Here is a 24,749-nt window from a genome sequence, read left to right on the forward strand (position 1 = left end):
GACGGGGATCGCCTCCCGGCCCGCGGGCGCGGACAAGCGGTACCGGCGCCTTAGAGGTCGTAACAGAATCAGCGGATGAGACGTCGCCAGCAGATGATGGCTGCGGCCAGTGTCAGGATGGCCTGGTGGATGTCGTCGAGCGTCTCCCGGCGGATGCGCAGGCGGCGGAACCAGGCTCGATCCACACAGATGCGGCCCAAGCGCGGATCGAGCCGTTGCCGCCGGTCGCTTCGGTTCCTGGTGGGCGGTGGTGCCGCTGACCTCCACCGGGACCGCCGACGACATCAACGACTGCACCCAGCTGATCAAGGTCGTCGCCGTGCGAGTCGAGACGGTGGCACGAAAGTGAGCAGGCCGGGCCGGTGCCCCTGTGCTCTCGGTCCTGGGAATGCCGATCTCCCCTCTCCCCGCACGCAACCGTCGAGGAACACCGGAGACGGGTCCGAGAACACCACACTGACAAGCCCACCCAGCCTGATCACGCCCTCGCATGACAGGCCGCCGCCCTCTGCTACCAGATCTTTGCGCTCACGGCCGGCCAGCCGGTTCCTCGACTCGGTTCCCGCTGGCCTGTATGGACGGCCGGATCGGTCGTATAGTCCAGTATTCGCTCCTTCAGCCAGACCAGTTGTGAGGAGAGTACGGGCATGGCGATCCGTCAGTCCAAGTTCTCGGCCGATCTTGCCCTGGTCGACATCGAGCGGAGGCCTGAGCGCACGCTGACCGCCCGGCTCGAGGGGTCGCTACGCGACGCGATTCGAAGCCGACGCCTGCGTGAAGGCGTTGCGCTGCCGTCCTCCCGGCATCTGGCGTCGGAACTCGGATGCTCGCGATGGGTAGTGGTACAGGCCTACGAACAGCTGATCGCCGAGGGATACCTGCAGGCCACGCAGGGCGGTGCGACGCGGGTGTGTGAACTGTCGTGGCGGGCTGCGCCGCAAGACCCGGTGATCGAGCAGCCGGTCACGCGCTACCGGATCGACCTCACCGCCGGGCAGCCGGACATCTCCGCCTTCCCCGCGAGTGCGTGGGCACGAGCGACGCAGACCGTCCTCGCCAGCACGGAGTGGGACAACCTCCACTACATCGACCCGTCAGGTATCCAGGCCTTCAAGATCAGCGTCTGCGAGCTTCTCGGTCGCACTCGGGGGGTCGTGGCCGAACCCGAACACGTCCATGCGACCGCGGGGGCCACCCACGCGATCGGGCTGGTCTGCAGGGCGGCCGCACGCGCCGGCCATACCAAGCTCGCTGTCGAGGAGCCTGGCTGGCCACCCCTGCGCGACTTCGCATCGGCCGCCGGGCTCGAGTTGGTGTCGATCCCGGTCGACGAGGACGGAATCAAAGTCGAGGTGCTCGAACGACACCCCGACGTGCGCATGGTCTTGGTCACCCCCGCACACCAGTTCCCGACCGGGGTGGTGCTGTCAGCAGAGCGACGGCAAGCATTGGTGCACTGGGCCGACGCCGTCGACGGGCTGGTGCTCGAAGATGCCTACGATGCCGAGTTCCGCTACGACAAGCGGCCGGTCGGCTGCCTGCAGGGCATGGCGCCTGGCCGGGTCGCCTTCGTGGGCTCGTCGACCAAACTCCTCGCGCCGGGGGTCCGGCTGGGCTGGCTCGTCCTGCCGGGACTCTGGAATCGGCTCGTCGTCGAGGCACGGGAGGGGATCGACCTCGGTGTCTCCGCGTTGGTCCAACTCACCTTCGCCGAGCTCGTCGACAACGGGCAACTGGAGCGGCACCTCAACCGGTCCCGTCGCCTCTACCGCGCCAGGCGGGCACGGATGCTCGAGGCACTCGACAAGTACCTGCCTGCACTGGAAACTGCCGGAATCGCCGCTGGGCTGCACCTCCTGGTGCGGTTGCCCGAAGGAATCGACGAGGATCGCCTGGTGAGTGAAGCGGGTCGACGGGGCGTGAAGGTTTACGGACTGGGTCGCTACGACCACGGCACAAGCGAGCGGCGCGGCCTGGTTCTCGGTTACGCCCGCGCGACTGCGACGTCGATCGAGGACGGTGTGCGGATTCTTGCCGAGTGCTGCGCCGGCCTCGAATGACGGGTCGGCCCCGATCCGCCGGCCGTCACTCGGCCCGGAAGACGACGTACACCTTGCGCAACGTCTCGTGCACCTCCCAGATGCCGGTCCAGCCGACCGGGAACAACGCCGTGTGGCCGGCCGTGATCTCCAGGGCTTCGCCGTGGTCCTGCCGCACCGTCATCCGTCCGGACAGAACGTGGATGAACTCCCCCCGCTCGTGGAACTCCCATCGCGACGTGCCGCGCTCGCACTCCCAGACACCCGCCAGGATCCCCTGCCGCTCGGCGGAGAACATGATCTGGCTGCGGGTCGTGATGGGGCCCGCGAGCGGCTGGGCGATCGGTGGTGCAAGCGGGGACTCCTGCAGATCCTCCGCGTTGAGGCTCGACGCCTCGAAGCTGATGGTCACGTGTGTCCTTCCGGTCGGGAGGTGTCATGCGCCCTGGAGCAGATCCCAGACCTGCCGGTCTCGCTCCACAGTCCACACGGTGGGGCGCTCGACCCCGTCGAGCTCCTCCCACAGGCGCGCGACGTTGAACGGCATGCAGTGCTCGAAGATGGGCCAGCGGCCGTAGTCCTCGATCAGGGCGCCGTGGGCGGCAGCGAAGGCGTCCCGCAGCGAGCCCGCCGCCCGGTGCACGCCGCCCACCTCACGCAGCATCACCTGGAGGAAATGGCGGGTCTGCTCGACCGCTTCGCCGACGGCGACTCGGCCGCGGCTGACGGCGCCCCGTCCACCGACGAGCACCGCGGCTTCCAGCGAGGCCACCTCGTCCAACGTGCTCACCCAGTCGCGGTGGAATGCGTCCCCGGTGTAGAGGGCGGCGCGTGACTCGACGAGGTCGCCCGAGAACAGCACGCGCTGCCCGGGCAGCCACGCCACGATGTCGCCCTCGGTGTGCCCCCGACCCAGGTGGCAGAGGATCAGGTCGCCGCGCTCTCCGCCGAGCGGGATGGTGAGCCGCTCGGAGAAGGTCAGGTCGGGCCATGTGAGTCCGGGTACGGTCTCGGGGTCCTTGGCCAGCCGCGGCATCCGGGTGAACTCGCTGGCCCAGTCCTCGCGGCCGCGTTCCGCGACGAGATGGCGGGTCCGGTCGTGCGCGACGATGACGTCGGCCTTGAACGCGGCGGCACCGAGGGTGCGGACGGCGTGGTAGTGCGAGAGGACCAGGTAGCGCACCGGCTTGTCGGTGTGGTGCCGCAGCTGCTCGAGCCAGTCGGCGGCGGCGCTGGGCGTGGCTCGCGCGTCGAAGCACACCAGAAAGTCCTCTCCCTCGATGGCGCCGACGTTCGGGTCGCCCTCGGCGGTGAAGGCGTAGACGCCGTCGGCCACGATCTCGAGCGTCTCGGTTTTCGCGGTCGTGTCCGCGCTGGAGGCGAAAGGCTTCTGGGGCATGTCAGGCTTCCTTTCCGTAGAGGATGCGGGCGGTATCGGCGAGTTCGGCGACGGCGTCACCGTCGGCTCCCGAGGACGCATGGTCCAGACGTCGCGAAACGAAGCCGTCGGGTCTAACCAGGAAGGCGGCTCCGCCCTGGCAGCCACCGAGGACGCGTTCGCGGGCCACGCGCCCGCTCACGGGCACCCTGGTCGGCGCCAACCCGCCGCCGAGGTGGTGAACGGTCACCTCCACGTCGTCGTGGTCGCCGGCCGGCTGCGGGACGTCGACGACCATCGGGTGCAGCCCGTACGCCGCCCGCAGCCGTAGCGGGCGGCCTTCGCGCGCGAGGCCGGCGGGCAGGTCCGGCATCAGCTCTCCGGACCTGACGGCTGCCCGGGACTCGATCGGGTCCGGGACGGTGAGCGAGGACATCGCGACCGGTTCGGGCCGGTAGAAGTGACCTGCGTCGACCCAGCGTCGGGCCGCCGGCACCCGAGTGGCGAGTGCGAGCGTGAGGTCGCGCCGCCAGCGTCCGCGCCTGGTCGTGGGTGCCATGAACGCGGCCGTGTCGGAGGTGACGGAGAAGTGGTGCCGGGCGACGGCGTGCCGCTCTTCGTCATAGGTCGCCAGCAGGGCCGGCGCGGCCTGCCCGGTGACGACCATGCCGAGTTTCCAGGCGAGGTTGTCGGCGTCGGCCAGACCGGAGTTGAGGCCACGGGCGCCATACGGCGCGTAGAGGTGCGCCGCATCACCCACGAGGAAGCAGCGCCCGGCCGAGAACCGTGACGCCATCAGTTGCTTGAAGACGTAGGACGTGGACCATGTCACCTCGTAGTCGTGGTCCCCGATGACGGCTCGGATGCGGCGGTCGAGCGTCCCATCTCGGGCCTCGGCCTCGAGGTCGGGCGGGCGTCCGACCTGGAAGTCGAGGTGCCACAGCGAGAACGGCTGGGGGTGGATCAGTGCCGTCCGGCCGGCCCCGCCCGGGGGATGGAAGATGAATCGGCGCTCGTCGGGGAACGGCAGGTCGGCCCGCACGTCGACGATCAGGTAGTGGTCGTCGTGGGCATGGCCCTCGAACCGGACGTCCAGTTGCTTGCGCACGGTGGACCTGGCCCCGTCGCAGCCGGCGACGTAGCCGGCGTCGACGTGCACCGTGTCGCCGTGTTCGTCCACGAGCTCCGCCGCCACGTGGGTCTCGTGCTGCACGAGGCCCCGGAAGGTGAGTCCGAGACGCAGGTCGACCAGCGGGTCCTCGTCCACCGCGTCGAGCAGCAGACGCTCGGTCTCGCTCTGCGGGAAGTTGACCGCCATCGCGTAGCCGGCCGGGTCGGGGGCGGGGAACCGGTCGTGGCGGAGCTCCTTCGTGCCGACGAAGACCCGGGATCCACTCAGCCTGACACCGGTCCGCCCGATCGCGTCACCGACGCCCACCTTGGCCAGGATCTCGAGCGACTCCCCGTGCATGAGCACTGCCTTGGAGCTGAGCCTGATCTCACGGTCGGCCGGGTCGGCCACCGTGCTGGCCACGCCGTACCGGGCGAGGAGCAGCGCGAGCGTCATCCCGACCGGCCCCCTGCCGACGATGAGGACGTCGGTCCTCAGCGACGCCGTCACGACGGGAGCACGGCCCGTGCGGAGATCTCCACGAGGAACTCCGGGCGGGCCAGGCCGGCGACGACCAGGAGTGTGCTCGTCGGCTTCACCGACCCGGTGAAGCAGCGCACCCGGGCCTCGTTGATGGCGAGCAGGTGGTTCCGGTCGATGCAGTACGTGGTCGTCTCGACCACGTCGTCCACGCTGCCCTGGGCCGCCGCCATGATCGCGGCCAGGTTTGCGAAGACCTGCTCGGCCTGGGCCTCCGGGTCGTTCAGCCCGACGATCCGGCCCTCCGGGTCGAACGGGACGAGACCGGAGACGAACAGGTCACGCCCCTGCCGGACGGCGTACGAGTAGGCGAACCGCTCGGTCGGACCCGCCGGCAGCGCCGGCGTCGTGATGGCGACCGGTGCCGGGCCGCTCACCGCTCGCCCCCGGCCAGCTCGGCCCAGATGTCACGCACGTCCCACCAGCGCGAGACCCCCACCTCGTCGGCGATCTGCGAGGCGGCGAGGTAGCCCGGGAAGCCGGTGATGTTCCCGCCGGGGTGCGCGCTGGAGCCGGCCAGGTAGAGCCTCTCGACGCCGGGCACGGCGTGCCCCCTCATGCCGGGGAACGGACGGTCGACACCGCGCTGACCGGGACCGAACCAGCCGTGGAACAGGTCACCATGCTGCATGCTGGGGAACCGGCGCTCGGTGTCCAGCGGCGTGCCGGCGAACGCGCCGAGCAGGTTCGCCCCACCCAGGTTGGGCGCGTACCCGCGCCAGAAGTCCAGGACTGTCTCCAACTGTCGTTCCTTGTGCGTGTCCCAGTTGGCGGGGTCACCTCCGAGCGCGTACGGCGTCTTCTGCCACATGTACGCCGCGTGGTGTCCCGGTGGCGCCTGCGAGGGGTCGTGCACGGTGGGACAGCCGCCGATCAGCATCACCTGGTCGGACACGATGCCCCGGTCGGCGTTGTCGTACAGCCGCAGCACGTCGGCCGGGTCGTCCAGGCCGAGGAACGTCAGGCGTGCCTTGTTGACGTCCGGGTTGGCGGCGGCGGCGGTGTAGTCGGGGGCGTCCTTGAGGGCGACGTTGACCCCGAAGATCTGCCCCACCTTCTGATACTTGAAGTCCTGGGTCTTCTGGGTGAGCTCGTCAGGCGAGTCGTCACCGAGCAACTGGAGGAACGTCTGGTGTGGGTTGAGGCTGCTGGCCACGAACTGGCGGGCGCGGACGAGCGACCCGTCCTCCAACTCGACACCGACCGCACGCCCGCCCTCGACGACGATGCGGCGCGGGGTGGTCTGCTCCATGATGTGGCCACCGTGCGCGTAGACGTCGTGCTTGAGCGCCCGCGCCAGCGAGTACGAGCCGCCGACCGCGATCTCGCCGGGGACCTGGGAGGCCAGGAAGGTCGGGACCACGTTGCCCTGGTCGGGGACGTTGACGTCGACCTCGCGGATGATGCAGTAGTACAGGAGCATCGCCTTGACCGCGTCGCTCTCGAAGGTGTCCTCGATGAACTGGCGCGGCGACAGCGGCGCGTACTTCAGATACCGCCGGCCCATCTCGGAGCCCCGGAGGATCCGGTCCCGCTCCTCGGAGCCGACCGCGGGAGCAGACATCTCAGGGCCCACGATCTCGCGCACCACGTCCTGGTGCTCCGCGGCGATGGTGCGCCAGGTGCGGGCGTCGCGCTCGGAGAACTGGGCGATCGACTCGGCGGTCCGCTCCGGGGAGGCGTACCAGACGATGGCGCGCCCGTCGCGCTGGATGCTCGTGATCGAGGGGTCCGGGGCGACGAACCGCACCCCCCAGTCGGCGAGCCGGAGGTCCTTGAACCAGGCCGATGACGTCACACCCTTGAGCGACACCGCATGGGTGCCGTGGAAGAAGCCCGGCAGGGCGTTGTCCTCGGGGGTCTGCAGGCCCCCACCGGCATGCTGGCCCTTGTCGATCGACAGCGTGCTCAGGCCGGTCCGGGCCAGGTAGGCCTGGGTGATGAGTCCGTTGTGCCCGGCACCGATGATGATGCCGTCGTACTCTTTCTCGTAGCCCACGGAGGTTCCTCTCTTCGGGCGTCAGCGGTTGTCGTAGACGGTGTGGTCGCCGACGCGGGTCTGGAGGACCCGGATCGAGCGAAGGTCCTCGGGACGGGTGGCCAGCGGATCCTTGTCGAGCGCGATCCAGTCGGCCAGCCGCCCGGGCACGAGGGCGCCGCGCTCGTGGTCCGCGAAGGCGAGCCATGCGGCCGAGGTGGTGTACATCGCGAGGGCGGTGGCCACGTCGACGCACTGCTCCGCTCCGGCCACTCCCCTTCCGGCCACCAGTCGGGTGACGGCGTCGTGAATGCCCGCGATCGGGTCTGTCGGCGTCAGCGGCGAGTCTGAGCCACCGGCGACCACCACTCCAGCGTCGAGCCAGGAGCGCAGCGGGGATGCGGCGTCCGCCACCTCACGCCCCCACATCTCGGCGAGACGCGGGGCGATCCAGGTGTGCATCTGCGGCTGGGCGGCCAGCCCCATCCCGAGGGCGGCAGCGGTACGCATGTTGGCGGCGGTGGGACCGAGGTAGGCATGGATCAGGGAGCAGCGCAGCCCGGCCACCCGGGTGCGCGGGGCGGCGGCCAGCGCGGCCAGTGCCGCGTCGACGGCCAGTCCACCGATCGCGTGGATGCCGAGCGACCAGCCGGACCGGACACACTCCCGTGCGACCAGCGCCAGCCGGTCGGCCGCCACGATGCGGGTGCCGTGGTCACAGGTGCCGGGATAAGGGTCGCGCACCCAGGCGGTGCCCATCGAGACGATGCCGTCGAGGAAGACCTTGATCGCGCCGTACCTCAGCCAGGAGTCGCCACTGCCGCTGGGGCCCCCGAGCCCGGCCAGCCAGCCGGCCACATCGTCGTCGGGCAGATCCGGCTCCAGGACCGGCATCATCGTCGTACGGACGGTGAGCGCACCACGGTCGCGCGCCGCGGCGTACGCCGCCCGCTCCGGACCGGTCAGGGCCGGGTCGATCACAGCGGTGACACCTCGCCGGTGGTACTCCTGTTGCACGTCCGTGAGCGCCCGCAGCACCTCGCGTCGCGAGGGTTCGGGCACCAGTCGTGAGACGAGGCGCATCGCAGGCGCCTCCTGGAGCTCACCGGACGGCTCGCCGCCGGGACGACGGACGATGTGGCCACCGGCCACGTCCGGACTGCCCGCGTGGAGCCCGGCGGCCTGCAACGCCCGCGAGTTGACCGAGGCTGCGTGTCCCAGGCGGGGCAGGTAGACGGGCACGTCGGGGCAGTACGCGTCGAGCTCCTCGCGATCGGGCATCCGGTGCTCGGCCAGGTCCTCGACGAACCAGCCCTCGCTCGAGGTGATCCAGGGCAGCTCCGGATGTTCCGCGGCGTACTTTCTCAGGCGGTCGCCGATCTCGGCGATGCTCCGGCTCCCGGACAGGTCCAGGGCTCGGTACCGCATCCCGGTCCAGAGCATGTGGTTGTGGCCGTCGGTGAATCCCGGGAGCACCGTGGCCCCGCGGAGGTCCAGGACCTCGGCCCGGGCCGAGGCGAGCCCGCGCACCTGGTCCCACTCCCCCACGGCGGCCACGCGACCGTCCCGGCACAACAGCGCGGAGCCCTCCGGGTGCGCGGGGCTCATCGTCCGTACGGTTGCCCGGACCAGGGTCTCGGCAGGGATCTCGCTGGGCATATGAGGATGCTAGGAACGCGACTGGTTCGGAGCACAGACCACTCTCACGCTGCCCGACCAGACCAGTTTCGATCTCACAGGCTCATCCCACCGTCCACCGGCAGGACGACCCCGGTCAGGTAGTCCGACGGGCCGGTCACCAGGAACTCCAGCACGTCCGCGCACTCCTCGGGGCTGCACAACCGTCCAAGGGGGATGGTCGACAGCGCCTCTTCCATCCCGACTGCACGGATCTTGGCGAGCACGCGTTCGGTGCCGACCGCCCCGGGCACCATCACGTTGGCGTTGACGCCGTACGGCGCGACCTCACGTGCGAGCGACCTGGTGTACGCGATCACCGCCGCCTTCGCGGCCGCGTAGTGGGCGTAGCCGCCGTCGGCCCGGGGCCGCAGCGCCGCGACCGACGAGACCGTCACGATCTTGCCGCGACCGCGCGCCGCCATCCCCGCGGCGAGCGGCCCGCAGATGTTCACGACGGTGGCCATCTTGGTCTGGTAGGCGCTGGAGAACGCCGGCCATCCGGTCCGCGTCGGCGAGTTCTCCCACATCTCGCCGGTGCCGCCCCCGGCGTTGCAGACGCAGACGTCGACGGGCCCCCATGCCTCCGTGACGCGTTCGAGGACGGCCTCGACCTCGTCGGCGACCGTCAGGTCGCAGTCGATCCTCCACACGCCGGCTTCCCCGACGCCGCCAGCGGGCTGGACAGGGTCGTGCGTCCGGTCGATCGAGACCACGCGGGCGCCGAGCGCCCGGAGTCGCCTGACGAAGGCCAGCCCCATGCCCCGCGCACCACCGGTCACGACCGCGGTTCGTTCGTCCAGGCCTCTCGTCTCGGCAGCCGGCTCGCTGCTCCCGGCCATCAGTAGGACGCCCGTCCACCCGACACGTCGAGCACGGCTCCCGACGTGAACGTGCAGGCAGGGGAGCACAACCAGGCGATCGCCTCGGCGACCTCCGCCGGCTGTCCCAAGCGTCCGAGCGGTGTCCGTTGCAGGACGTAGTCCATGAGCCCCTCGGCTCCCTTCGTCATCTCGGTCTCGATCACGCCAGGGGTCACGCAGTTGACGAGCACGCCCATCGGTCCCAGCTCCCGCGCCAATGCCTTCGCCAGCCCGATCACACCGGCCTTCGACGCGCTGTAGGCGACGCTGCGCGGGTTGCCCTCCTTGCCCGCCACCGAGGCCACGAGGACGATCCGTCCCCACCGCTGGCTCGCCATCTGCCGCGCGGCCGCGCGGGACAGGTTGAGGCAGCCGGCGAGGTTCACCCCGAGGACCTCGGCCGCCTCGTCCGGCGAGGTCTGATCGAGAGTGGCGTCCGGGCCGGGGACACCGTGGCCGGCCACCACGACGCCGAGGCCGGCCGGAGACCCCGCCGCGAGCGCGACGAGGTCCTCGACCGCCTCGTGGTCCCGGACGTCGACCCGATGCCCGCTCGCGCTGCAGCCGGCCTCGCGGAGCTCCTCGACGACCGCAGTGCAGTCCGCCCGGTCCACGAGCAGGAGGCGGTGCCCCCGGGCGCCCAGCAGCCGCGCGGTCGCAGCCCCGATGCCCCGGGCGGCACCACTCACCAGGGCCACTCCCCGAGCGTCGGCCGTGTCCATCGGATTGCTGTCCATGGTTCCCGCTCCAACCTGTCAGTCCACGACTCAAGAGCATTCTTGGATACAAGTTACATAGAGCGAGGCGAATTGTCCCGGGTCATTGACACCCAGCTCAGGCGACTCCTATCTTTTGGATACATTTCTCGGGAAGGACCGCCCATGCTCACCTGGCCCCTCCGCGCTCGGCGCCTCATCACCCTCGCCTCCATCGCCGCCGCCTCCGTCGCCTTGTCCGGCTGCGGGAGCGCAGGCCCCCGGTCGGCCGGTGAGTCCGCCGTCACCTTCGTCTCCAACGGCGGCAACCTCCAGGACGCGCAGGAGGCCGCCTGGCTCAAGCCCTATGCCAAGGAGACGGGCGTCTCGGTCGTCCAGGACGTCGGATCCACCGACTACGCGAAGATCAAGGCGATGGTCGACTCCGGCCGCGTCACCTGGGACCTCCTCGACGTGGCGGGCGATTTCGGAGCCGACGCCAAGACCCAGGCCCTGCTGCAGCCGCTCGACTGCGCGGTCATCACATGCGCCGACGGCGACAAGTACCGTGTGCCGCTGCACACCTGGGCCGCGGTGCTGGCCTTCAACGACAAGTCCTTCAAGGGCACCCCCAAGTCCTGGAAGGACTTCTTCGACATCAAGACTTTTCCGGGCAAGCGGGTGGTCTGGAAGGAGCCAGTGGGCACCGGGTTGCTCGAGGGCGCGCTCCTGGCCGACGGGGTGGCGCCCAAGGACCTGTATCCGATCGACGTCAACCGGGCGCTCGCCAAGCTCAAAACCATCAAGGACAGCATCATCTGGTCGGCGAGCCCCACCGAGACCATCGAGGCACTCAGCAGTGGTGAGGCCAGCATGGGCCTCACCTTCGCGAGCCAGGTGTACGCCGCCGTGAAGAACGGCTCGCCACTCCACGTCGTCTGGGACGGCTACGGCCTCGGCGGTGACTACCTCGTCGTCCTCAAGGGCGCTCCCAGCGCGGCGCAGGCGATGAAGCTGGCCGCCTACATCACCTCGGTCGAGCACAACGCGGACCTCTCGAAGATCTACCCGGTCGCGCCGGCCACCACCGGTGCGGCCCCGGACCCGAAAGCGCCGACCTACGGCTACCTGCCCGCCGGCAAGGGCGGCACGTCCTACCGCTTCGACGACGCGTTCAACGCGAAGCAGTACGAGACCGTGTCCCACCAGTTCGTCGAGTGGCTCCAGAAGTGACCAGACGGTCCGCACGCAGGGTCGGCTGGAACTGGCTGGCCGTCCCTGCGGTCGCCTTCCTCGGGGTCGCCTTCTTCTGGCCGCTGCTCGACATGCTCCACATCAGCCTCACCGACCCGGGGCCGGAGAACTACAAGTTCTTCGGCAAGTCCCCGGTCTTCCTGCGCTCGTACCTGACGACGTTCCGGATCGCGGTCGTCGTCACGGTCCTGTGCTTGGTGATCGGCTATCCGTACGCGTACGTCATGAACCGCGCGAAGGGTCACACCGCCATGGTCCTGACGTTCTTCGTCCTGCTGCCCTTCTGGTCGAGCATCCTGGTCCGCACCTATGCCTGGACCGTGTGGCTGCAGGACACCGGTGTCGTCAACTCGACACTGCGGTCCGCAGGCCTCACCACCGAGCCCGTCCAAATGATGCGCAACGACGTCGGCACCGTCATCGGCATGGTGCACGTGCTGCTCCCGATCATGGTGCTGACCCTGTACGCCGGGATGCGGCGCGTCGACGCGACACTCGTGCCGGCCGCCCACATCCTCGGGGCCCGGCCGTTCGCCGCCTTCCGGAAGGTGTTCCTGCCGCTGACCGTGCCCGCCGTCTTCTCGGGCTGTGTGCTGGTCTTCGTCATATCGCTCGGGTTCTACCTGACCCCCGCCATCCTGGGCGACCCCGCCGACGTGATGGTCAGCCAGCTCATCGTGGAGCAGACCACGAGGCTGCTGAACTTCGGCGTCGGCAGCGCTCTGGGCATGGTCCTGCTCGGCGCCACGCTCGTGGTGCTGGCCCTCGGCAGCCGGGTGGTCTCGCTCGACCCGACCGGACGGAGCAAGTCATGAGGATCTCGGCCGGCACCGTCGCCCTGCGCACGTGGACCGTCCTGGTCGCCGCGTTCATGGTGATCCCGACCCTGGTCATCGTTCCGATGGCGTTCACCGAAAGCTCCCGGCTCAGCTGGCCGCCCAGGGGCTTCCAGACGGGTTGGTTCCAGGTGCTGCTGACCGACCCCGAGTGGCGTGCCGCCACCGCCACCAGCGTCTCGGTCGCGCTGTGGACCGCGCTGACGGCCACCCTGCTGGGCGCGCTGCTCTCGCTCACGCTCGTACGGGGCTCGTTCGCCGGCCGGAGCACCCTGAACGTGCTGATGATGAGCCCGATGATCGTGCCCGTCGTCATCGTGGGCGTGGGCTGCTACTTCGCCTACGTCCGGCTCGGCATCGCCGGCACGACCCTGGGCCTGGTCGCGGCTCACACAGCCCTCGCACTGCCGCTTTCGGTCGTGTCGATCTCGACGAGCCTCCGCACGATCGACCCCGACCTGGAGCGGGCGGCGGCGGGACTCGGCGCGCGCCCCGTCACGGTCTTCCGGCGGATCACGCTCCCCCAGCTGGCCTCCGGCCTGGCGGCGAGCGCGATCTTCGCCTTCATCACCTCATGGGACGACGTGGTGGTGGCCGGCTTCATCACCAGCCCGACCGTGCGCACGCTGCCCGTCGTCATCTTCAACCAGTTGCGGACCGGCCTCGACCCCACGGTGGCCGCCGCTGCGACCCTCCTGATGCTCGTCACCACGGTGGCGCTTCTCGCGCTGGGCATCGGCTCATTCCTGCGTACGAGGAGACGAACGTGACGTCCATGCAGAGACGCACCGGTCCGGCCGTAGTCTCAACCAGCGGCGGCCACCTGCAACTGACGGGAGTCGGGACGACCTTCGGGAACGTCACGGCCCTGCGGAACATCGACCTCGACGTCGCACCGGGGACCTTCCTCACCCTGCTGGGGGCGTCGGGCTCCGGGAAGAGCACCACGCTCAACGCGATCACCGGATTCGTCCCACCCGATCGCGGCAGCGTGACCCTCGACGGACGCGACATCACCTCGGTCCCGCCGCACCGGCGAGAGATCGGCATGGTGTTTCAGAACTACGCGTTGTTCCCTCACATGAACGTCACCGACAACGTGGCGTTCCCACTGGAGGTGCGCGGCGTGCCCAAGGCCGAGCGACGACGGCGGGCGGCCGAGGTACTCGAGCGGGTGCACCTGGACGGTTACGGATCGCGCCGGCCGCACGAGCTGTCCGGCGGCCAGCAGCAGCGCGTCGCGCTCGCACGGGCCATCGCCTTCGAACCTCGCCTGCTGCTGATGGACGAGCCCATGGGCGCCCTGGACAAGAACTTGCGTGAGGCACTCCAGATCGAGATCGTGCGCCTTCATCGCGAGCTGGGCGTCACCATCGTGTACGTGACCCACGACCAGGAGGAGGCCCTGGCGATGAGCGACAGCATCGCCGTCTACCGGGCCGGGGAGATCAGCCAGCTCGGCACCGCGGAGGAGCTCTACGAGTCCCCGAGTTCCCTCTACGTCGCCGAGTTCATGGGTGAGTCCAACGTGTTCCGCGGTTCGGTCTCCGAGCACCGGGACGGACGCGTGACCGTGTCCCCGTACGGCATCACCGGCCTCATTTCGACGTCGCCGGACGGCACCGGTCACCCCCCTCTGCCCGGTGGCCAGGTCGCGCTCATGGTCCGGCCCGAGCGGATGCGGGTGGAGCCCGACCAGGGACAGGCATCCGCACCCGGGCACAACGCGATCTCCGGGCTGCTCACCAACGTGATGTACCTGGGCGCGAGCGTCAAGTACTACGTCCAGCTGAGCTCCGGCGAGCACCGCCACGTGCGCTCGGCCGCAGCCACGCGCCGGGATCTCGTGGTCGGCGACCGCGTACGGCTGACCTGGCGAGTCGGTGACGACGTCTTGTTCACCGACCTGGAAGAGGGGCGGGACGGGGCCCATGGCTGAACCCGCCCAGGAGATCCTCGGCTACCCGTCGGTATGGTCGGTCACACCAAGAGGGACCGTCGCGTTCCACGTCAGCTGCGCTTCCAGCTACCACGCGGAGATCGTCCGCATCACGCGTGGCGGCCCCCGCACGGACGGCACGCCCGACGTTCTCGACTGCCGGCCGGTCGGGGCCGACGTCGACGGCGAGTACGCTGGCCGGGTGCAGCCGACCCGCCCCGGCTCGGCGATGACGGCGCCCATCGCCGTCACGACCGCCGCCGTGACGCTCCAGTGCTGGGTCTGCCCCACGCTGTCGACCGGTCAGGACCAGGGCGTCGTCGCGCTCCCGGGAGGCCCGGCACTGCTGCTCGACGCCACCGGGGCGGCCACCGTCCGCTGCGGCGACCTGGTCGTGAGCACCGGCGCTCCCCTGCTGCCGCACCACTGGCACCTGCTGACGGCAAGCGTCGACCGCGGCAGTGGCACCGCGGCCGTCGTCTGCCGTCGGCTCAGGACCTACGCGGGCGTCGACGACGTCGCGTGCGCGACCACCGAGGGAGCCACTGGGCCGGCCTGGCAGGTCGAGGGCGACCTGCTGGTCGGCCGTCTGGGCGTCGACGCGTCAGGCCGTGCCGTCGGCAGCTTCAACGGAAAGCTGGAGGCTCCCCGGCTGTGGGTAGGCGCCGCAGCGCTCGACGACTTCGATTCCCTGTCGAGCGATCCGGCCTCCGCCGCGGGCCTGACCTTGATCGGCTCGTGGGATCTGGGGCGCGACCCGGACAGTGCGCGCGTCGTCGACGCCTCCGGCCATGAGGCGCACGGACGCCTGGTCAACACACCGCTGCGGGCCGTCACCGGCCACCTCTGGGACGGCACTGCGATGTCCCCGGCCGAGGAGCCGAGCCACTATGCCGCGGCGCACTTCCACGACGACGACCTGGCCGACTGCGGCTGGGAGGTGGACTTCTCCTGGCAGGTACCGGCGGACACACCGAGTGGCGTCTACGCCGCCCGGTTGCGGTCGGGGACGGCCGAAAGGCATGTGCTGTTCTTCGTCCGCCCCGCGCCGGGCAGGCCCACGAGCGATACCGTTCTGCTGATGCCCACCTACACCTATCTCGCCTACTCCAACTACCGCCTCGACCTGGCCCGGGCAGTGGAGCTGACCGGCAGACCCGTCGGGGAGCTGCACGAGGTCGACGCGATCCTCACCGAGCGTGACGATCTCGGTCTCTCGCTCTACAACCGCCACAGCGACGGCAGCGGGACCGCCCACGTGTCGCGGCTGCGTCCGGTGCTGTCCATGGAACCGAGGTATCCGTGGTCCCTGAGCGGCGGAGGAGGCTGGTGCCTCAGCGCCGACCTCTACCTGGTGGACTGGCTGACCGTGGCCGGCATCGACGTGGACGTCGTGACCGACGAGGACCTGCACCGCGAAGGCGCCGACCTTCTGAACGGCTACTCCACGGTGCTCACCGGCTCCCACCCCGAGTATGTGACCGAGCAGATGCTCGACGCCCTGTCGGGCTATCTCGACGACGGCGGGTCGCTGATGTACCTCGGAGGCAACGGCTTCTACTGGGTGACGACCGTGCTGTCCGACCGGCCCGATGCGATCGAGCTGCGGCGCGGCCTGGCCGGTACGCGTGCCTGGAGCAACGAGCCCGGAGAGGAGCACCACACCAACGGTGAGCGCGGTGGCCTGTGGCGTCATCGCGGGCGCGCGCCCCAGCGGCTGGTGGGCGTCGGCTTCGCTGCTCAGGGCGGCGACTCGGCGTCATATCGGTTCGGACCCGACGCCCGGGACCCGCGCGTGGGGTTCATCGTCGCCGGAGTGGACCTCGAGGCTCCGCTGGGCGACTACGGCCAGAACATGTCCGGCGCGGCCGGGGCGGAGATCGACCGGACCGACGTGTCGCTCGGGACCCCGCCCGGCACGTTCGTGCTGGCCACCTCGCGGGGCCGACATAGTGACATGATGCAGCGTGCGATCGAAGAGGTCCCGGCCATGAAGCCCGGTCAAGGCGGGGCCGAGTCCGCCGAGGTGCGCTCAGATGTCGTCTACTTCGAAACGGCGGCAGGTGGCGGAGTCTTCAGCACCGGCTCCGTCAACTGGATCGCCAGTCTCTCCCACCAGGGTTACGACAACGGGATCGCCCGGATCACCCGGAACGTTTTGGACGACTTTCGTCAGCGAGCCGCCCGATGAGTCCTCGTGAGTGAGTCGAACGAGTTCGCTCCCCGCGAGTCGGGCGAGACGATGGCCACCTACGCCACGCGGGCTCTCCGCACAGCCATCCTCGAGGGCCGTCTACCCGCGGGCGCGAGGATCGGCCAGGAATGGGTCGCCGAGGCGCTCGGCGTCAGCCGCATCCCGGTCCGGGACGCGCTGAGGAATCTGGAGAGCGAGGGACTGGTCCGGCTCTCCCCCAACGTCTCGGCACGCGTGGCCGACATGGACCTCCAGGAATTCGTCGAGGTCTACCTCATGCGCGAACGCCTCGAGCCGCTCGCGATCGAGCACAGCGCGGTCAACCTGAGCGATGCCGACATCGCCGAACTCGAGGAGCACTGCCGCGAGTTCGAGCAAGCCGTGATGCCGCAGCACGGCAGCCGCGATCTGGAGCGTGCCCTGTCGAGCGATCGGGCCTTCCACCTCGCCAGCATCAAGGCCGCCGGCATGCCGCGCCTGCAGCGCCTGGTCCAGGACTTCTGGAACTCTTCACAGCACTTCCGGCGCGCCTACATAAGGGTGGCGACGCCCATCGACCGTGAGGTCGTGATCGCCGAACACAGCCTGTTGATCGACGCCCTGCGCCACCGCGACGGTGAGCGGGCCGGCACCCTGCTGCGCCAGCACATCCGTTACACCCGGGTCGCGCTGACCCGTCATCTCTCCGCCACCGGGCAACCGCAGGAGCCCTCTTCGGACGACTGACCCTCGGCGGCGTGACCGCGTCCCGACGGCACGTCCAAGGTGGGGTTGCTGTCGAAGAACCCGGCGGGCCTGAGCGTGAACCCGGTGTGGTCCACCGGCATCACCGGCCAGTCCTCGGTGCGCGGGAAGTGCGTCAGTCCGAAGGTGTGCCACACCACGATGTCCTGGCCGTCGATGTCGCGGTCGGCCGCGACGTACGCCGGGAGCCCGGCGCCGCCCGGGTGCCTGTTGACGAAGTCCCCGGCCGCGTACTTCTCGCCGGGCGCCGCGCGGGTCACCCACAGGTGCCTCGTCGCGAAGGCCGCTCGCCGGGCGATGGACGACGACGGGTCGGCGAGGAGCGTGGGCTGGCCTTCGGGGTGCAGAGCGTAGGCCACCGGCTCGCCCACCCGGTTGAGGGAGTTCGGGTTCACCACGTGCCAGGTCCTGCCGGTGGAGGTGTCGGCGAACCGCTGCGCCTCGGACTCCCGCGTCAGCGGAGTGCGGGACCGGGTGAAGGCGTTGCCGCGAGGGTTGTCAGGGCCGGCCGGCATCCGCACGGCCTCGACCTCCTCGACCCGGTTGGTCGGCCCGTCGACCGCCATGTGGAGACGCGCGCAGAACAGGTGCTGGTGGAACGGCGCGCCCAGGCCCGGGGCGATCTGTGCCGTGTGGCGGCAGTCCGGGTCCCGCACGGCCGACGTGAACACGATGCCCGTCGCCTTGGCCTCGAAGGCGAACGTCCCGTCCAGGTAGAGGTAGAAGTAGAAGCCGTAGTCGTAGTTCCCGACGGTGGTGAAGAAGGAGACGACCATCCGACGGTTCCTGCGTGTCTCGTTCGACAGGGCCCACGGGTCGCTGTGCTTCCACAGCACCCCGTCATCCTCCTCGTGGAGACAGATCGCGTTCTTGATGACGTGCGGCTCGCCCTGCGCGTCCGCCACGACCGCGTCGAGGTAGGTGATCTCCCCGAGGCAATCGCAGCCCAGCTCGAGGGAGTTCGCGTAGCGGCCCACCAGGTACTCGCCGGTGTCGAAGTAGTTCTGCCAGGACCGGACCGGTGAGGGGTCGCCGTAGGGGACGACCATCTCGCTGATGGACGCGCGGTGCAGCACGGGTCGCAGCCGGCCCTCGTCGCGGAACCCGACCTGGTGCAGGATCAGCCCCTCGCGGGCGTCGAACCCGAGCCGCAGGTCCCAGTTCTCCCACTGCAGGCGCCGGCCGGCCAGGGTGAAGCTCGGCCCTTCGGGCTGAGTGATCAGCAACGGACGCTGTGAACTGCGCGGCGGCTCCTCGCGGAGATGGTAGTTCCCATCGTCGCCGTCGGGGACGTCGACGACGCCCTCGTCCAGCACCTCGGTGACCCGGCGCGCGACGATGTCGATGAAGGCGACCAGGCCGTCCACCGGATGTGCCCAGGCGTGGTCGTCGGGATGCCGCTGCTGGAACGCCAGCGCACGCAGGATGCGTCGCCCTTCCTCCTCAGGATCCTCGAAGACGCCTGCAGACAGGGCCGCCGCGCGCACCTGGTCGGGACGCAGACCCCGGCGGGCCAGTGCCGCCACCCACCGGTGGTCCTCGGCCAGGACCCGCTCCGCGAGCTCGTACTCCTCGTCGAGCACCGGCGACTGCCCCTCCGTCGCCGCGTCGAGGACGTGCTCGCTGAGCACTCTCGCGTCGGTGATCGAAACCACCACGTCGCGGTCCTCCACCCGCGTGGTCTCGTGCAGCACGACCCGTGCCCGGCGCTCGGGAAGCATCTCGGCCTCGAGCTCGCTGCGCGTCGGCTCGTCGAGCCCGGCGTAGGCCACACGCACCGTGGCGGTCAGCAGGCCCGTCTCGCGCAGCGTCCGGGTGACCTCACGTAGTTCGTCCCCCGTCAACGGGTCGAGCGGATGGGGCTGCGCCGCGTCGTGGGCGATCACGATGATCTCCTTCGGTGAGTTGGATACATTCTGGGCGTCCCATCCCGCACTATGGCAGTCCTTGTTGTCCAATCCGGGGTCAATGTATCCATTTCGAGGAAGCTTGGGCTAGTGTCTGTGGCCATGAGTTCCGAGACGCGACCAGCCGAACCCGCAGCCCCGCCCCCCGCGCCCACTCGTCACGGCGGGCACCTCGCGGCCGAGATCCTCGAGCGCAACGGCGTGACCCACGTGTTCGGCCAGGACTCCCCGGAGTGGCTGTTCGAGGCCCTCGGGGACAGCCCGGTCACGGCGACGGTCATGCGCGACGAACGCAGCGCCGGCTTCGCGGCGGACGCCGTCGCGCGCGCCACCGGGCGGCCGACCGTCGCCACCGGCATCCACGGGCCCGGCGCGATGAACCTGCCGATCGCCCTGCTCGAGGCGAAGGCCGCGCAGAGCCCGGTCATCGCGCTCGTCAGCGGCGTGGAGACGCACCTCCACGGGACGGGCGCCTTCCAGGAGACCGACCAGATCGGCATCGTCACACCGTTGGTGAAGTTCGCGGCACGAGCCGACCGGCCGGAGGACGTCGAGCCGACGCTCCAGCAGGCCATCGACGTCGCCATGACCGCCCCTCGAGGCCCGGTCCTGGTCGAGCTTCCCAACGACGTGATGAGAGCCGCTGCACATCCGGCACACCCGATCGATGAGCCGGCCGCGGCACCCTCACCCGTGGCCGCGGCGTCCACCGCCGGCCGGGCGGTCACCCTCATCGAAGCAGCTGCGCGGCCCGTCCTCCTCGTCGGCAACGGCGCGCGCCAGGCCGGTGCCGGTGCCGGTGTCACCGAGCTCGCCGAGCGGCTCGGGGCCCCGGTCTGCACGACCGCGATGGGTCGTGGCTGCTTCCCCGAGCGGCACCCGCTGTACGCCGGGGTCGCCGGCTTCATGTCGTACCGCGAGGACGGGTCCGGCTGGGTGGCCAACGAGGCCCTGCGTTCCGCCGACGTGGTCGTGGTCCTCGGCTCGGCCATGGACGGGGCCACGACCGACCTCGGCCGGCTGCCCGGCCCCGCGTGCAGGGTGGTCCGGGTCGACGTCGAGGACGTCGGCTCACGATTCGCCGCGCAGGACGTGACCCTGGTGCGCGACCTCGTCGAGAAGGCGCTGCCCCAGTTCCTCGAGCGGCTCCCGACGACCCCGCGCGCCCCCTGGCTGGACGTGTCGGCACGCTGGGACCAGGTGCGTGCCCGCCAGCAGGCCGTGGCCGCGGAGTCCGTGAACGTCGGCCTCCACCCGGCCCGGCTGTTCCGTGAGCTCGGCGCCCAGCTCCAGCCCGAGGACCTGGTCGTGTGCGACGCGGCGTACAGCAGCGTCTGGGCATTGAGCTATCTCACCCAGGGCGAGCACTTCGACCAGATCGTCTACGGGCGCGCCGCCGGGACACTGGGCTTCGGCTTCCCCGGCGCGATCGGGGTCGCCAAGGCCCACCCGGGCCGCCGGGTGGTCGCCCTGGTCGGCGATGGCGGGTTCGGCTTCGGCTGGGGCGAGCTCGAGACGGCCCGGCGCCACGACTGCAACGTCACCTGCATCGTGCTGAACAACCGGGCCTTCGCCTACCAGCGGCTCTGGCACGACCTCAACGAGGGCACCTCCCACGACCTGGACTTCGTGGACGTCCGTCACGACCTGCTGGCCGAGGCCGTGGGCGTGTCCGGGTACCGCGTCGAGGCGGCAGAGGACCTACGACCTGCGCTCGTTGCCGCAATCTCGACCGATGGCCCGACGCTCGTCGACGTCGTCGTCCCGGTCGACGCCCTGCCTCCCTTCGACAAGATGCGCCACCTGGGGGTCTGATGACGCGCCTCGCTTACGACTCCGCCCTGGGCCTCCTTCCGGCCTCCGTTCCCCGGTCGGGCAACGGCGTCACGCACATTGAGGAGACCCCGCTGGTCGACATCGCCGCGGAGTTCGGCACACCGACCTGGGTCGTCTCCGAGCGCCAGCTCGAGCACAACCACGGCGCCCTGCGTGCGGCGTACGACACCATCGACCAGCAGGTCGAGATCGCTTTCTCGATGAAGGCCAACAACAACCGGGCCGTCATCACCACCCTGTGCCGCAGCGGTGCCCTCATCGACGCGAGCTCGGAGTTCGAAGTGATGGCGGCGCTCGACGCCGGCGTCCCGGCCGCGAACATCATCGTCAACGGCAACGGCAAGTCGGCGACATACCTCGACCTCGTCGCCAGGATCGGCGTGCACCAGGTCAACGTCGACTCCCTCGCTGAGGCCGCGCGGCTCTCCGAAGCCGCGCGACGCCACGGTCGCGTCGTGCCATGCGTGGTGCGCGCCAAGTTGCAGTACGGCCGCCTGCTGGCCCAGGACCCCGCGTACGAGCGCACGCTGCGGGTGGCGGAAGCCAAGTTCGGGTCGAGCATCCCGACCGGAGCGGCCGAGGCCCTGGCCTCCCGGATTGCGGCAGACCAGTGGCTCGACTACGTCGGGCTCTCCCACCACGCCGGGTTCGCCGGCTACCGCGCCGACTTCGATGCGAAGCGCCAGGTCATGCACGTCCGGGAATGCGCCCGCGAACTCGCCGCGTTCGCGGCGCACCTCGAGACGACGCGGGGTATCACAACCCGGCGCATCAACCTGGGCGGCGGCCTGCGCCCGGGCAGACGTATCCTGCTCAGCACCCCGGGCAACGCAACCGACGTCGAGCTGCGCGACCTGCCGGACGTGCGCGAGCATGCGCAGGCCCTGTCCGCGGGACTCCACGAGGGCGGCTGGCCCGAGGTCGTCGTACAACTGGAGTCCGGCGGCTTCCACGTCGGTGACGCGGTCACCCTGCTCACGCGGGTCCAGGACGTCAAGGACGTCGACTGGTTCAGCAGCCGCCGCTTCGTCACCGTCGACTCCGCGGCCACCATGTTCATGACTCGGTCGCTGACCCGGTCCGGCCACGGCATCGTCGTTGTCGGGGCCACGTCGTCGGCCCCGCGTCCGGCCCCGGTCGAAGTCGTCGGCCCCACGTGCTCGTACGACTCCATCGCCGAGGACATCGAGCTTCCCGACGTGATGCCGGGGGATCTCCTGCTGGTGCTCAACCAGGGCGCCTACTGCGAGACGGCCTCGACCCAGTTCAACGCGATCCCCCGACCCGCAACGGTTCTCGTCCGCGGACCGAACGCGGTGCTCGCCCGTCGTCGCGAGGAGGCCGCGGACGTCTTCTCCCGCGAACTGCTCCCCCCACTCGAACCCGACACCCGCTCCATCACCCCGGGAGACCACCATGACAGTGCCGCAGGATGAGATCAGCGCTCGCGCCTTCGCCGTCCGCATCTCCGAGGAGACCCCGCGCGACCGGCGGGGGGTTCACCTGCTGAGCGACGCGCTCGCGGAGCGCGGGATCGTCGCCGAACGTGTGGAGGGCCGCGACGGCCCGTACCGCAAGACCAACTGGGAGGACGACCTGCGCGACTCCGCAGCCGTCTTCGAACAGGCGGCCGACCACGTCCGGACCGCGCTGACCAGCGGCCGGCGCTCGGTCGTCCTGTCGACCGACTGCTCCATCGCGATAGGCACCTTCCCCGCCGTTCATGCGGCCCGCCCCGAGGCCAAGGTCGTGTGGTTCGACTCCCACTCCGACTTCGACACGCCGGTCACCACCAACGGCGGCTTCCTGGGCTGTATGAGCCTCTCCGGTGCCTGCGGCGTGTGGGACACCGGGCACGGGGAGTTCCCGCTCGAGCAGGCCATCCTCGTCGGTGCTCGCTCGCTCGACGACGACTTCGACATCGCGGGCCAGCGCCAAGCGGAGGCGAGCGCGCTCACCATGGTCCCGGTCGCCGAGGACACGGCCGAACGGGTCGTGGCCGCGATCGGCGGTGCTCCCGTCTACGTGCACATCGACCCGGACGTGCTCGACGTGAGCGTCAACCCCGTCTGGTACGGCCGCGACCGGGGCTTCGACTACGAGCAGGTCCTCACGGTGCTCCGGGCAATCTCCGCCACCTCGGACGTCATCGGGATCGAGATGACCGCGCTGCACAGCCCGGACGACCCCGGGTGGCGGAGTCGGGTGACCGGGTTCGAAGCCGATTGCGTCTCCACCCTCCTCGGCGCCGACGCCCCGGGCGGTGTGGCATGAACTCCACGTTCGCGACCTTCAACCCCGCCACCGGCGAGCACCTAGCAGACGTGGCCCTCACCTCCGCGAACGACCTGGACAACGCGGTGGACGCCGCGACCGGGGCGCTGGAGCGCGGCAGCGGATGGCGCACCATGACACCCGCCGCTCGGGCCCGGGTGCTCTGGCGGATCGCCGAGCTCATCGAGACCCACGCCGACGAGCTCGCCGAGCTCGAGACCCGTGACCAGGGACAGCCCCTCGGCATCGCTCGACATGTCTCCGTCGCCGCGACCGCCGAGCACTTCCGCTACTTCGCGGGTTGGGTTACCAAGATCACCGGCGAGACCAATCCGGTTTCCATTCCCGGCGTGCTCAACTACACGACGCGCGAACCGGTCGGAGTCTGCGGCCTCATCACCCCGTGGAACTTCCCGCTGATGATCGCGGCGTGGAAACTGGCACCGGCACTGGCCTGTGGCAACACCTGCGTCATCAAGGCGGCGGAGCAGACCCCGCTCACCACGATGCGGCTGGTGGGCCTGATGGCCGAGGCCGGCGTACCGAACGGCGTCGTCACCGTCGTCTCCGGAGGCCCGGAGGTGGGCAAGGCGATGGTGAGTCACCCCGGCATCGCCAAGATCTCGTTCACCGGCTCGACCGACGTCGGCCGCGAGATCGTCCGCGCGAGCGCCGACCACTTCAAGCGCGTCTCGCTCGAGCTGGGCGGCAAGACACCGGTAATCGTCTTCGACGACACGCCGGTGACCGATGCCGTGGCCGGAATCGTGCAGGGCGCCTTCTTGAACTCCGGCCAGGTCTGCGCGGCATATTCCCGCATCTACGTCCAGCGCAGGATCGTCGACGAGTTCGCCGATGGCCTGGCTGCGGCCGTCTCGGCCATGCGGCTGGGCGACGGCATGTCGCCCGAGACCGACCTCGGGCCTCTGGTGTCCGCGGACCACCTCGCCCGGGTCGAGGGGTATGTCCGCAGCGGCCTCGAGGACGGGGCGACCCTGGTGGCCGGTGGGCAGCGCCCTGACCATCTCTCCGACGGCCATTTCCTGACCCCTGCGGTCTTCACCGACGTCACCGACACCATGCGGATCGCGCGTGAAGAAGTATTCGGACCGGTCGTGGCCGTCCTACCATTCGACGACGCCGACGAGGTCACCGCTCGCGCGAACGACTCCCGCTACGGCCTGTCCGCCTCGGTGTGGACCCGCGACGTCGGCCGGGCCCACCGGACGACTGCGGCGCTGGACGCCGGCACGGTGTGGATCAACATGCCCAATCCGCCCGACGCCGCGGCCCCCTGGGGCGGCTTCAAGTCCTCCGGCTGGGGACGCGAGATGGGGGCGGCGGCCATCGACCTCTACACCGAGACCAAGAGCGTCATGCTGAGCACCCGGTGACCACTCCCCCACCCCTGGCCTCGTGCGGCGCCAACCAGCTTTGCCCTCCTCGCATGCTCGAACCGCCCACCTCCACCCCTACCTGAACGG

The 24,749-nt window shown here is 70.1% G+C and carries 20 protein-coding genes and 1 pseudogene; 11 read left to right on the top strand and 10 right to left on the bottom strand.

The window, feature by feature from the left end; translation table 11 throughout:
* Positions 1-68: 68 nt before the first annotated feature.
* A pseudogene (locus AB0C84_RS12050) lies at positions 69-185 on the bottom strand (IS5/IS1182 family transposase); the annotation flags it as partial.
* A gap of 462 nt (positions 186-647) precedes the next feature.
* On the opposite strand from AB0C84_RS12050, the gene AB0C84_RS12055 reads away from it, so the two are divergent.
* On the top strand, positions 648-2,060 hold the full coding sequence (locus tag AB0C84_RS12055; RefSeq protein ID WP_361064446.1) for a PLP-dependent aminotransferase family protein: 1,413 nt from the start codon (positions 648-650) through the stop codon (positions 2,058-2,060).
* Between the two features lie 25 nt (positions 2,061-2,085).
* Here the strand turns inward: AB0C84_RS12055 and AB0C84_RS12060 are convergent, their stop codons facing one another.
* From AB0C84_RS12060 to AB0C84_RS12095, 8 genes are all read right to left on the bottom strand, one after another.
* A complete protein-coding gene (locus tag AB0C84_RS12060) occupies positions 2,086-2,451 on the bottom strand; it encodes a cupin domain-containing protein (RefSeq protein ID WP_361064449.1) in 366 nt (121 codons plus the stop codon).
* Between the two features lie 24 nt (positions 2,452-2,475).
* Positions 2,476-3,438: an MBL fold metallo-hydrolase gene (locus tag AB0C84_RS12065; protein WP_361064452.1), complete on the bottom strand. Its 963-nt coding sequence runs from the start codon at positions 3,436-3,438 to the stop codon at positions 2,476-2,478.
* Between the two features lies 1 nt (position 3,439).
* On the bottom strand, positions 3,440-5,038 hold the full coding sequence (locus AB0C84_RS12070) for an FAD-dependent monooxygenase (RefSeq protein WP_361064455.1): 1,599 nt from the start codon (positions 5,036-5,038) through the stop codon (positions 3,440-3,442).
* The gene (locus AB0C84_RS12075; RefSeq protein WP_361064458.1) at positions 5,035-5,445 is read right to left on the bottom strand and encodes a Rid family hydrolase; all 411 of its coding nucleotides are present in this window, start codon (positions 5,443-5,445) and stop codon (positions 5,035-5,037) included. The genes AB0C84_RS12070 and AB0C84_RS12075 overlap by 4 nt, the downstream gene beginning before the upstream one ends.
* Entirely contained in the window at positions 5,442-7,067 is a 1,626-nt protein-coding gene (locus AB0C84_RS12080; protein ID WP_361064461.1) for an NAD(P)/FAD-dependent oxidoreductase, read from the bottom strand. The genes AB0C84_RS12075 and AB0C84_RS12080 overlap by 4 nt, the downstream gene beginning before the upstream one ends.
* A 21-nt stretch (positions 7,068-7,088) precedes the next feature.
* Positions 7,089-8,705 carry an amidohydrolase gene (locus tag AB0C84_RS12085; RefSeq protein WP_361064464.1) on the bottom strand — a complete coding sequence of 539 codons (1,617 nt, stop codon included), beginning with the start codon at positions 8,703-8,705 and terminating at the stop codon, positions 7,089-7,091.
* A 74-nt stretch (positions 8,706-8,779) separates the two neighbouring features.
* Complete coding sequence (locus AB0C84_RS12090) at positions 8,780-9,565, bottom strand: SDR family oxidoreductase (RefSeq protein WP_361064467.1); 786 nt, start codon at positions 9,563-9,565, stop codon at positions 8,780-8,782.
* Positions 9,565-10,323, bottom strand: coding sequence for an SDR family NAD(P)-dependent oxidoreductase (locus tag AB0C84_RS12095; RefSeq protein ID WP_361064470.1), 759 nt, complete (start codon positions 10,321-10,323; stop codon positions 9,565-9,567). The genes AB0C84_RS12090 and AB0C84_RS12095 overlap by 1 nt, the downstream gene beginning before the upstream one ends.
* 144 nt (positions 10,324-10,467) lie before the next feature.
* On the opposite strand from AB0C84_RS12095, the gene AB0C84_RS12100 reads away from it, so the two are divergent.
* The 6 genes from AB0C84_RS12100 to AB0C84_RS12125 are packed head-to-tail and all read left to right on the top strand — an operon-like array spanning position 10,468 to position 17,230.
* A complete protein-coding gene (locus AB0C84_RS12100; RefSeq protein WP_361064473.1) occupies positions 10,468-11,514 on the top strand; it encodes an extracellular solute-binding protein in 1,047 nt (348 codons plus the stop codon).
* Positions 11,511-12,350, top strand: a complete 840-nt coding sequence (locus AB0C84_RS12105; protein WP_361064476.1) for an ABC transporter permease — start codon at positions 11,511-11,513, stop codon at positions 12,348-12,350. Before AB0C84_RS12100 ends, AB0C84_RS12105 begins: the two co-directional genes overlap by 4 nt.
* Positions 12,347-13,141 (top strand): ABC transporter permease, encoded by a 795-nt coding sequence (locus AB0C84_RS12110; RefSeq protein ID WP_361064479.1) that lies wholly within the window; start codon positions 12,347-12,349, stop codon positions 13,139-13,141. Before AB0C84_RS12105 ends, AB0C84_RS12110 begins: the two co-directional genes overlap by 4 nt.
* A 5-nt stretch (positions 13,142-13,146) precedes the next feature.
* Complete coding sequence (locus tag AB0C84_RS12115) at positions 13,147-14,310, top strand: ABC transporter ATP-binding protein (RefSeq protein ID WP_361064756.1); 1,164 nt, start codon at positions 13,147-13,149, stop codon at positions 14,308-14,310.
* A complete protein-coding gene (locus AB0C84_RS12120; RefSeq protein WP_361064482.1) occupies positions 14,303-16,501 on the top strand; it encodes a N,N-dimethylformamidase beta subunit family domain-containing protein in 2,199 nt (732 codons plus the stop codon). Before AB0C84_RS12115 ends, AB0C84_RS12120 begins: the two co-directional genes overlap by 8 nt.
* A 6-nt stretch (positions 16,502-16,507) precedes the next feature.
* Entirely contained in the window at positions 16,508-17,230 is a 723-nt protein-coding gene (locus AB0C84_RS12125) for a GntR family transcriptional regulator (protein WP_361064485.1), read from the top strand.
* On the opposite strand, the gene AB0C84_RS12130 is transcribed toward AB0C84_RS12125, so the two are convergent.
* Positions 17,182-19,134, bottom strand: a complete 1,953-nt coding sequence (locus tag AB0C84_RS12130; protein WP_361064488.1) for a primary-amine oxidase — start codon at positions 19,132-19,134, stop codon at positions 17,182-17,184. The two genes, AB0C84_RS12125 and AB0C84_RS12130, sit on opposite strands and share 49 nt — an antisense overlap.
* Positions 19,135-19,257: 123 nt before the next feature.
* On the opposite strand from AB0C84_RS12130, the gene AB0C84_RS12135 reads away from it, so the two are divergent.
* The 4 genes from AB0C84_RS12135 to AB0C84_RS12150 are packed head-to-tail and all read left to right on the top strand — an operon-like array spanning position 19,258 to position 24,659.
* Positions 19,258-20,970 (top strand): thiamine pyrophosphate-binding protein, encoded by a 1,713-nt coding sequence (locus AB0C84_RS12135; protein ID WP_361064491.1) that lies wholly within the window; start codon positions 19,258-19,260, stop codon positions 20,968-20,970.
* Complete coding sequence (locus AB0C84_RS12140) at positions 20,970-22,427, top strand: hypothetical protein (RefSeq protein WP_361064494.1); 1,458 nt, start codon at positions 20,970-20,972, stop codon at positions 22,425-22,427. The genes AB0C84_RS12135 and AB0C84_RS12140 overlap by 1 nt, the downstream gene beginning before the upstream one ends.
* Positions 22,408-23,265 carry an arginase family protein gene (locus AB0C84_RS12145; RefSeq protein WP_361064496.1) on the top strand — a complete coding sequence of 286 codons (858 nt, stop codon included), beginning with the start codon at positions 22,408-22,410 and terminating at the stop codon, positions 23,263-23,265. Before AB0C84_RS12140 ends, AB0C84_RS12145 begins: the two co-directional genes overlap by 20 nt.
* Positions 23,262-24,659 carry an aldehyde dehydrogenase family protein gene (locus AB0C84_RS12150; protein ID WP_361064759.1) on the top strand — a complete coding sequence of 466 codons (1,398 nt, stop codon included), beginning with the start codon at positions 23,262-23,264 and terminating at the stop codon, positions 24,657-24,659. The genes AB0C84_RS12145 and AB0C84_RS12150 overlap by 4 nt, the downstream gene beginning before the upstream one ends.
* The last annotated feature ends 90 nt before the right edge of the window (positions 24,660-24,749 follow it).

This window comes from Actinomadura sp. NPDC048955, from assembly GCF_040649435.1.
GTDB lineage: Bacteria > Actinomycetota > Actinomycetes > Streptosporangiales > Streptosporangiaceae > Spirillospora > Spirillospora luteofluorescens.

Bases quoted from the DNA above. Each gene is read 5' to 3' on its own strand.
- AB0C84_RS12150 (WP_361064759.1), top strand. From the start codon at position 23,262: ATGAACTCCACGTTCGCGACCTTCAACCCCGCCACCGGCGAGCACCTA.
- AB0C84_RS12055 (WP_361064446.1), top strand. From the start codon at position 648: ATGGCGATCCGTCAGTCCAAGTTCTCGGCCGATCTTGCCCTGGTCGAC.
- AB0C84_RS12090 (WP_361064467.1), bottom strand. From the start codon at position 9,565: ATGGCCGGGAGCAGCGAGCCGGCTGCCGAGACGAGAGGCCTGGACGAA.
- AB0C84_RS12145 (WP_361064496.1), top strand. From the start codon at position 22,408: ATGACAGTGCCGCAGGATGAGATCAGCGCTCGCGCCTTCGCCGTCCGC.
- AB0C84_RS12120 (WP_361064482.1), top strand. From the start codon at position 14,303: ATGGCTGAACCCGCCCAGGAGATCCTCGGCTACCCGTCGGTATGGTCG.
- AB0C84_RS12110 (WP_361064479.1), top strand. From the start codon at position 12,347: ATGAGGATCTCGGCCGGCACCGTCGCCCTGCGCACGTGGACCGTCCTG.
- AB0C84_RS12135 (WP_361064491.1), top strand. From the start codon at position 19,258: ATGAGTTCCGAGACGCGACCAGCCGAACCCGCAGCCCCGCCCCCCGCG.
- AB0C84_RS12140 (WP_361064494.1), top strand. From the start codon at position 20,970: ATGACGCGCCTCGCTTACGACTCCGCCCTGGGCCTCCTTCCGGCCTCC.
- AB0C84_RS12085 (WP_361064464.1), bottom strand. From the start codon at position 8,705: ATGCCCAGCGAGATCCCTGCCGAGACCCTGGTCCGGGCAACCGTACGG.
- AB0C84_RS12100 (WP_361064473.1), top strand. From the start codon at position 10,468: ATGCTCACCTGGCCCCTCCGCGCTCGGCGCCTCATCACCCTCGCCTCC.
- AB0C84_RS12115 (WP_361064756.1), top strand. From the start codon at position 13,147: ATGCAGAGACGCACCGGTCCGGCCGTAGTCTCAACCAGCGGCGGCCAC.
- AB0C84_RS12065 (WP_361064452.1), bottom strand. From the start codon at position 3,438: ATGCCCCAGAAGCCTTTCGCCTCCAGCGCGGACACGACCGCGAAAACC.
- AB0C84_RS12095 (WP_361064470.1), bottom strand. From the start codon at position 10,323: ATGGACAGCAATCCGATGGACACGGCCGACGCTCGGGGAGTGGCCCTG.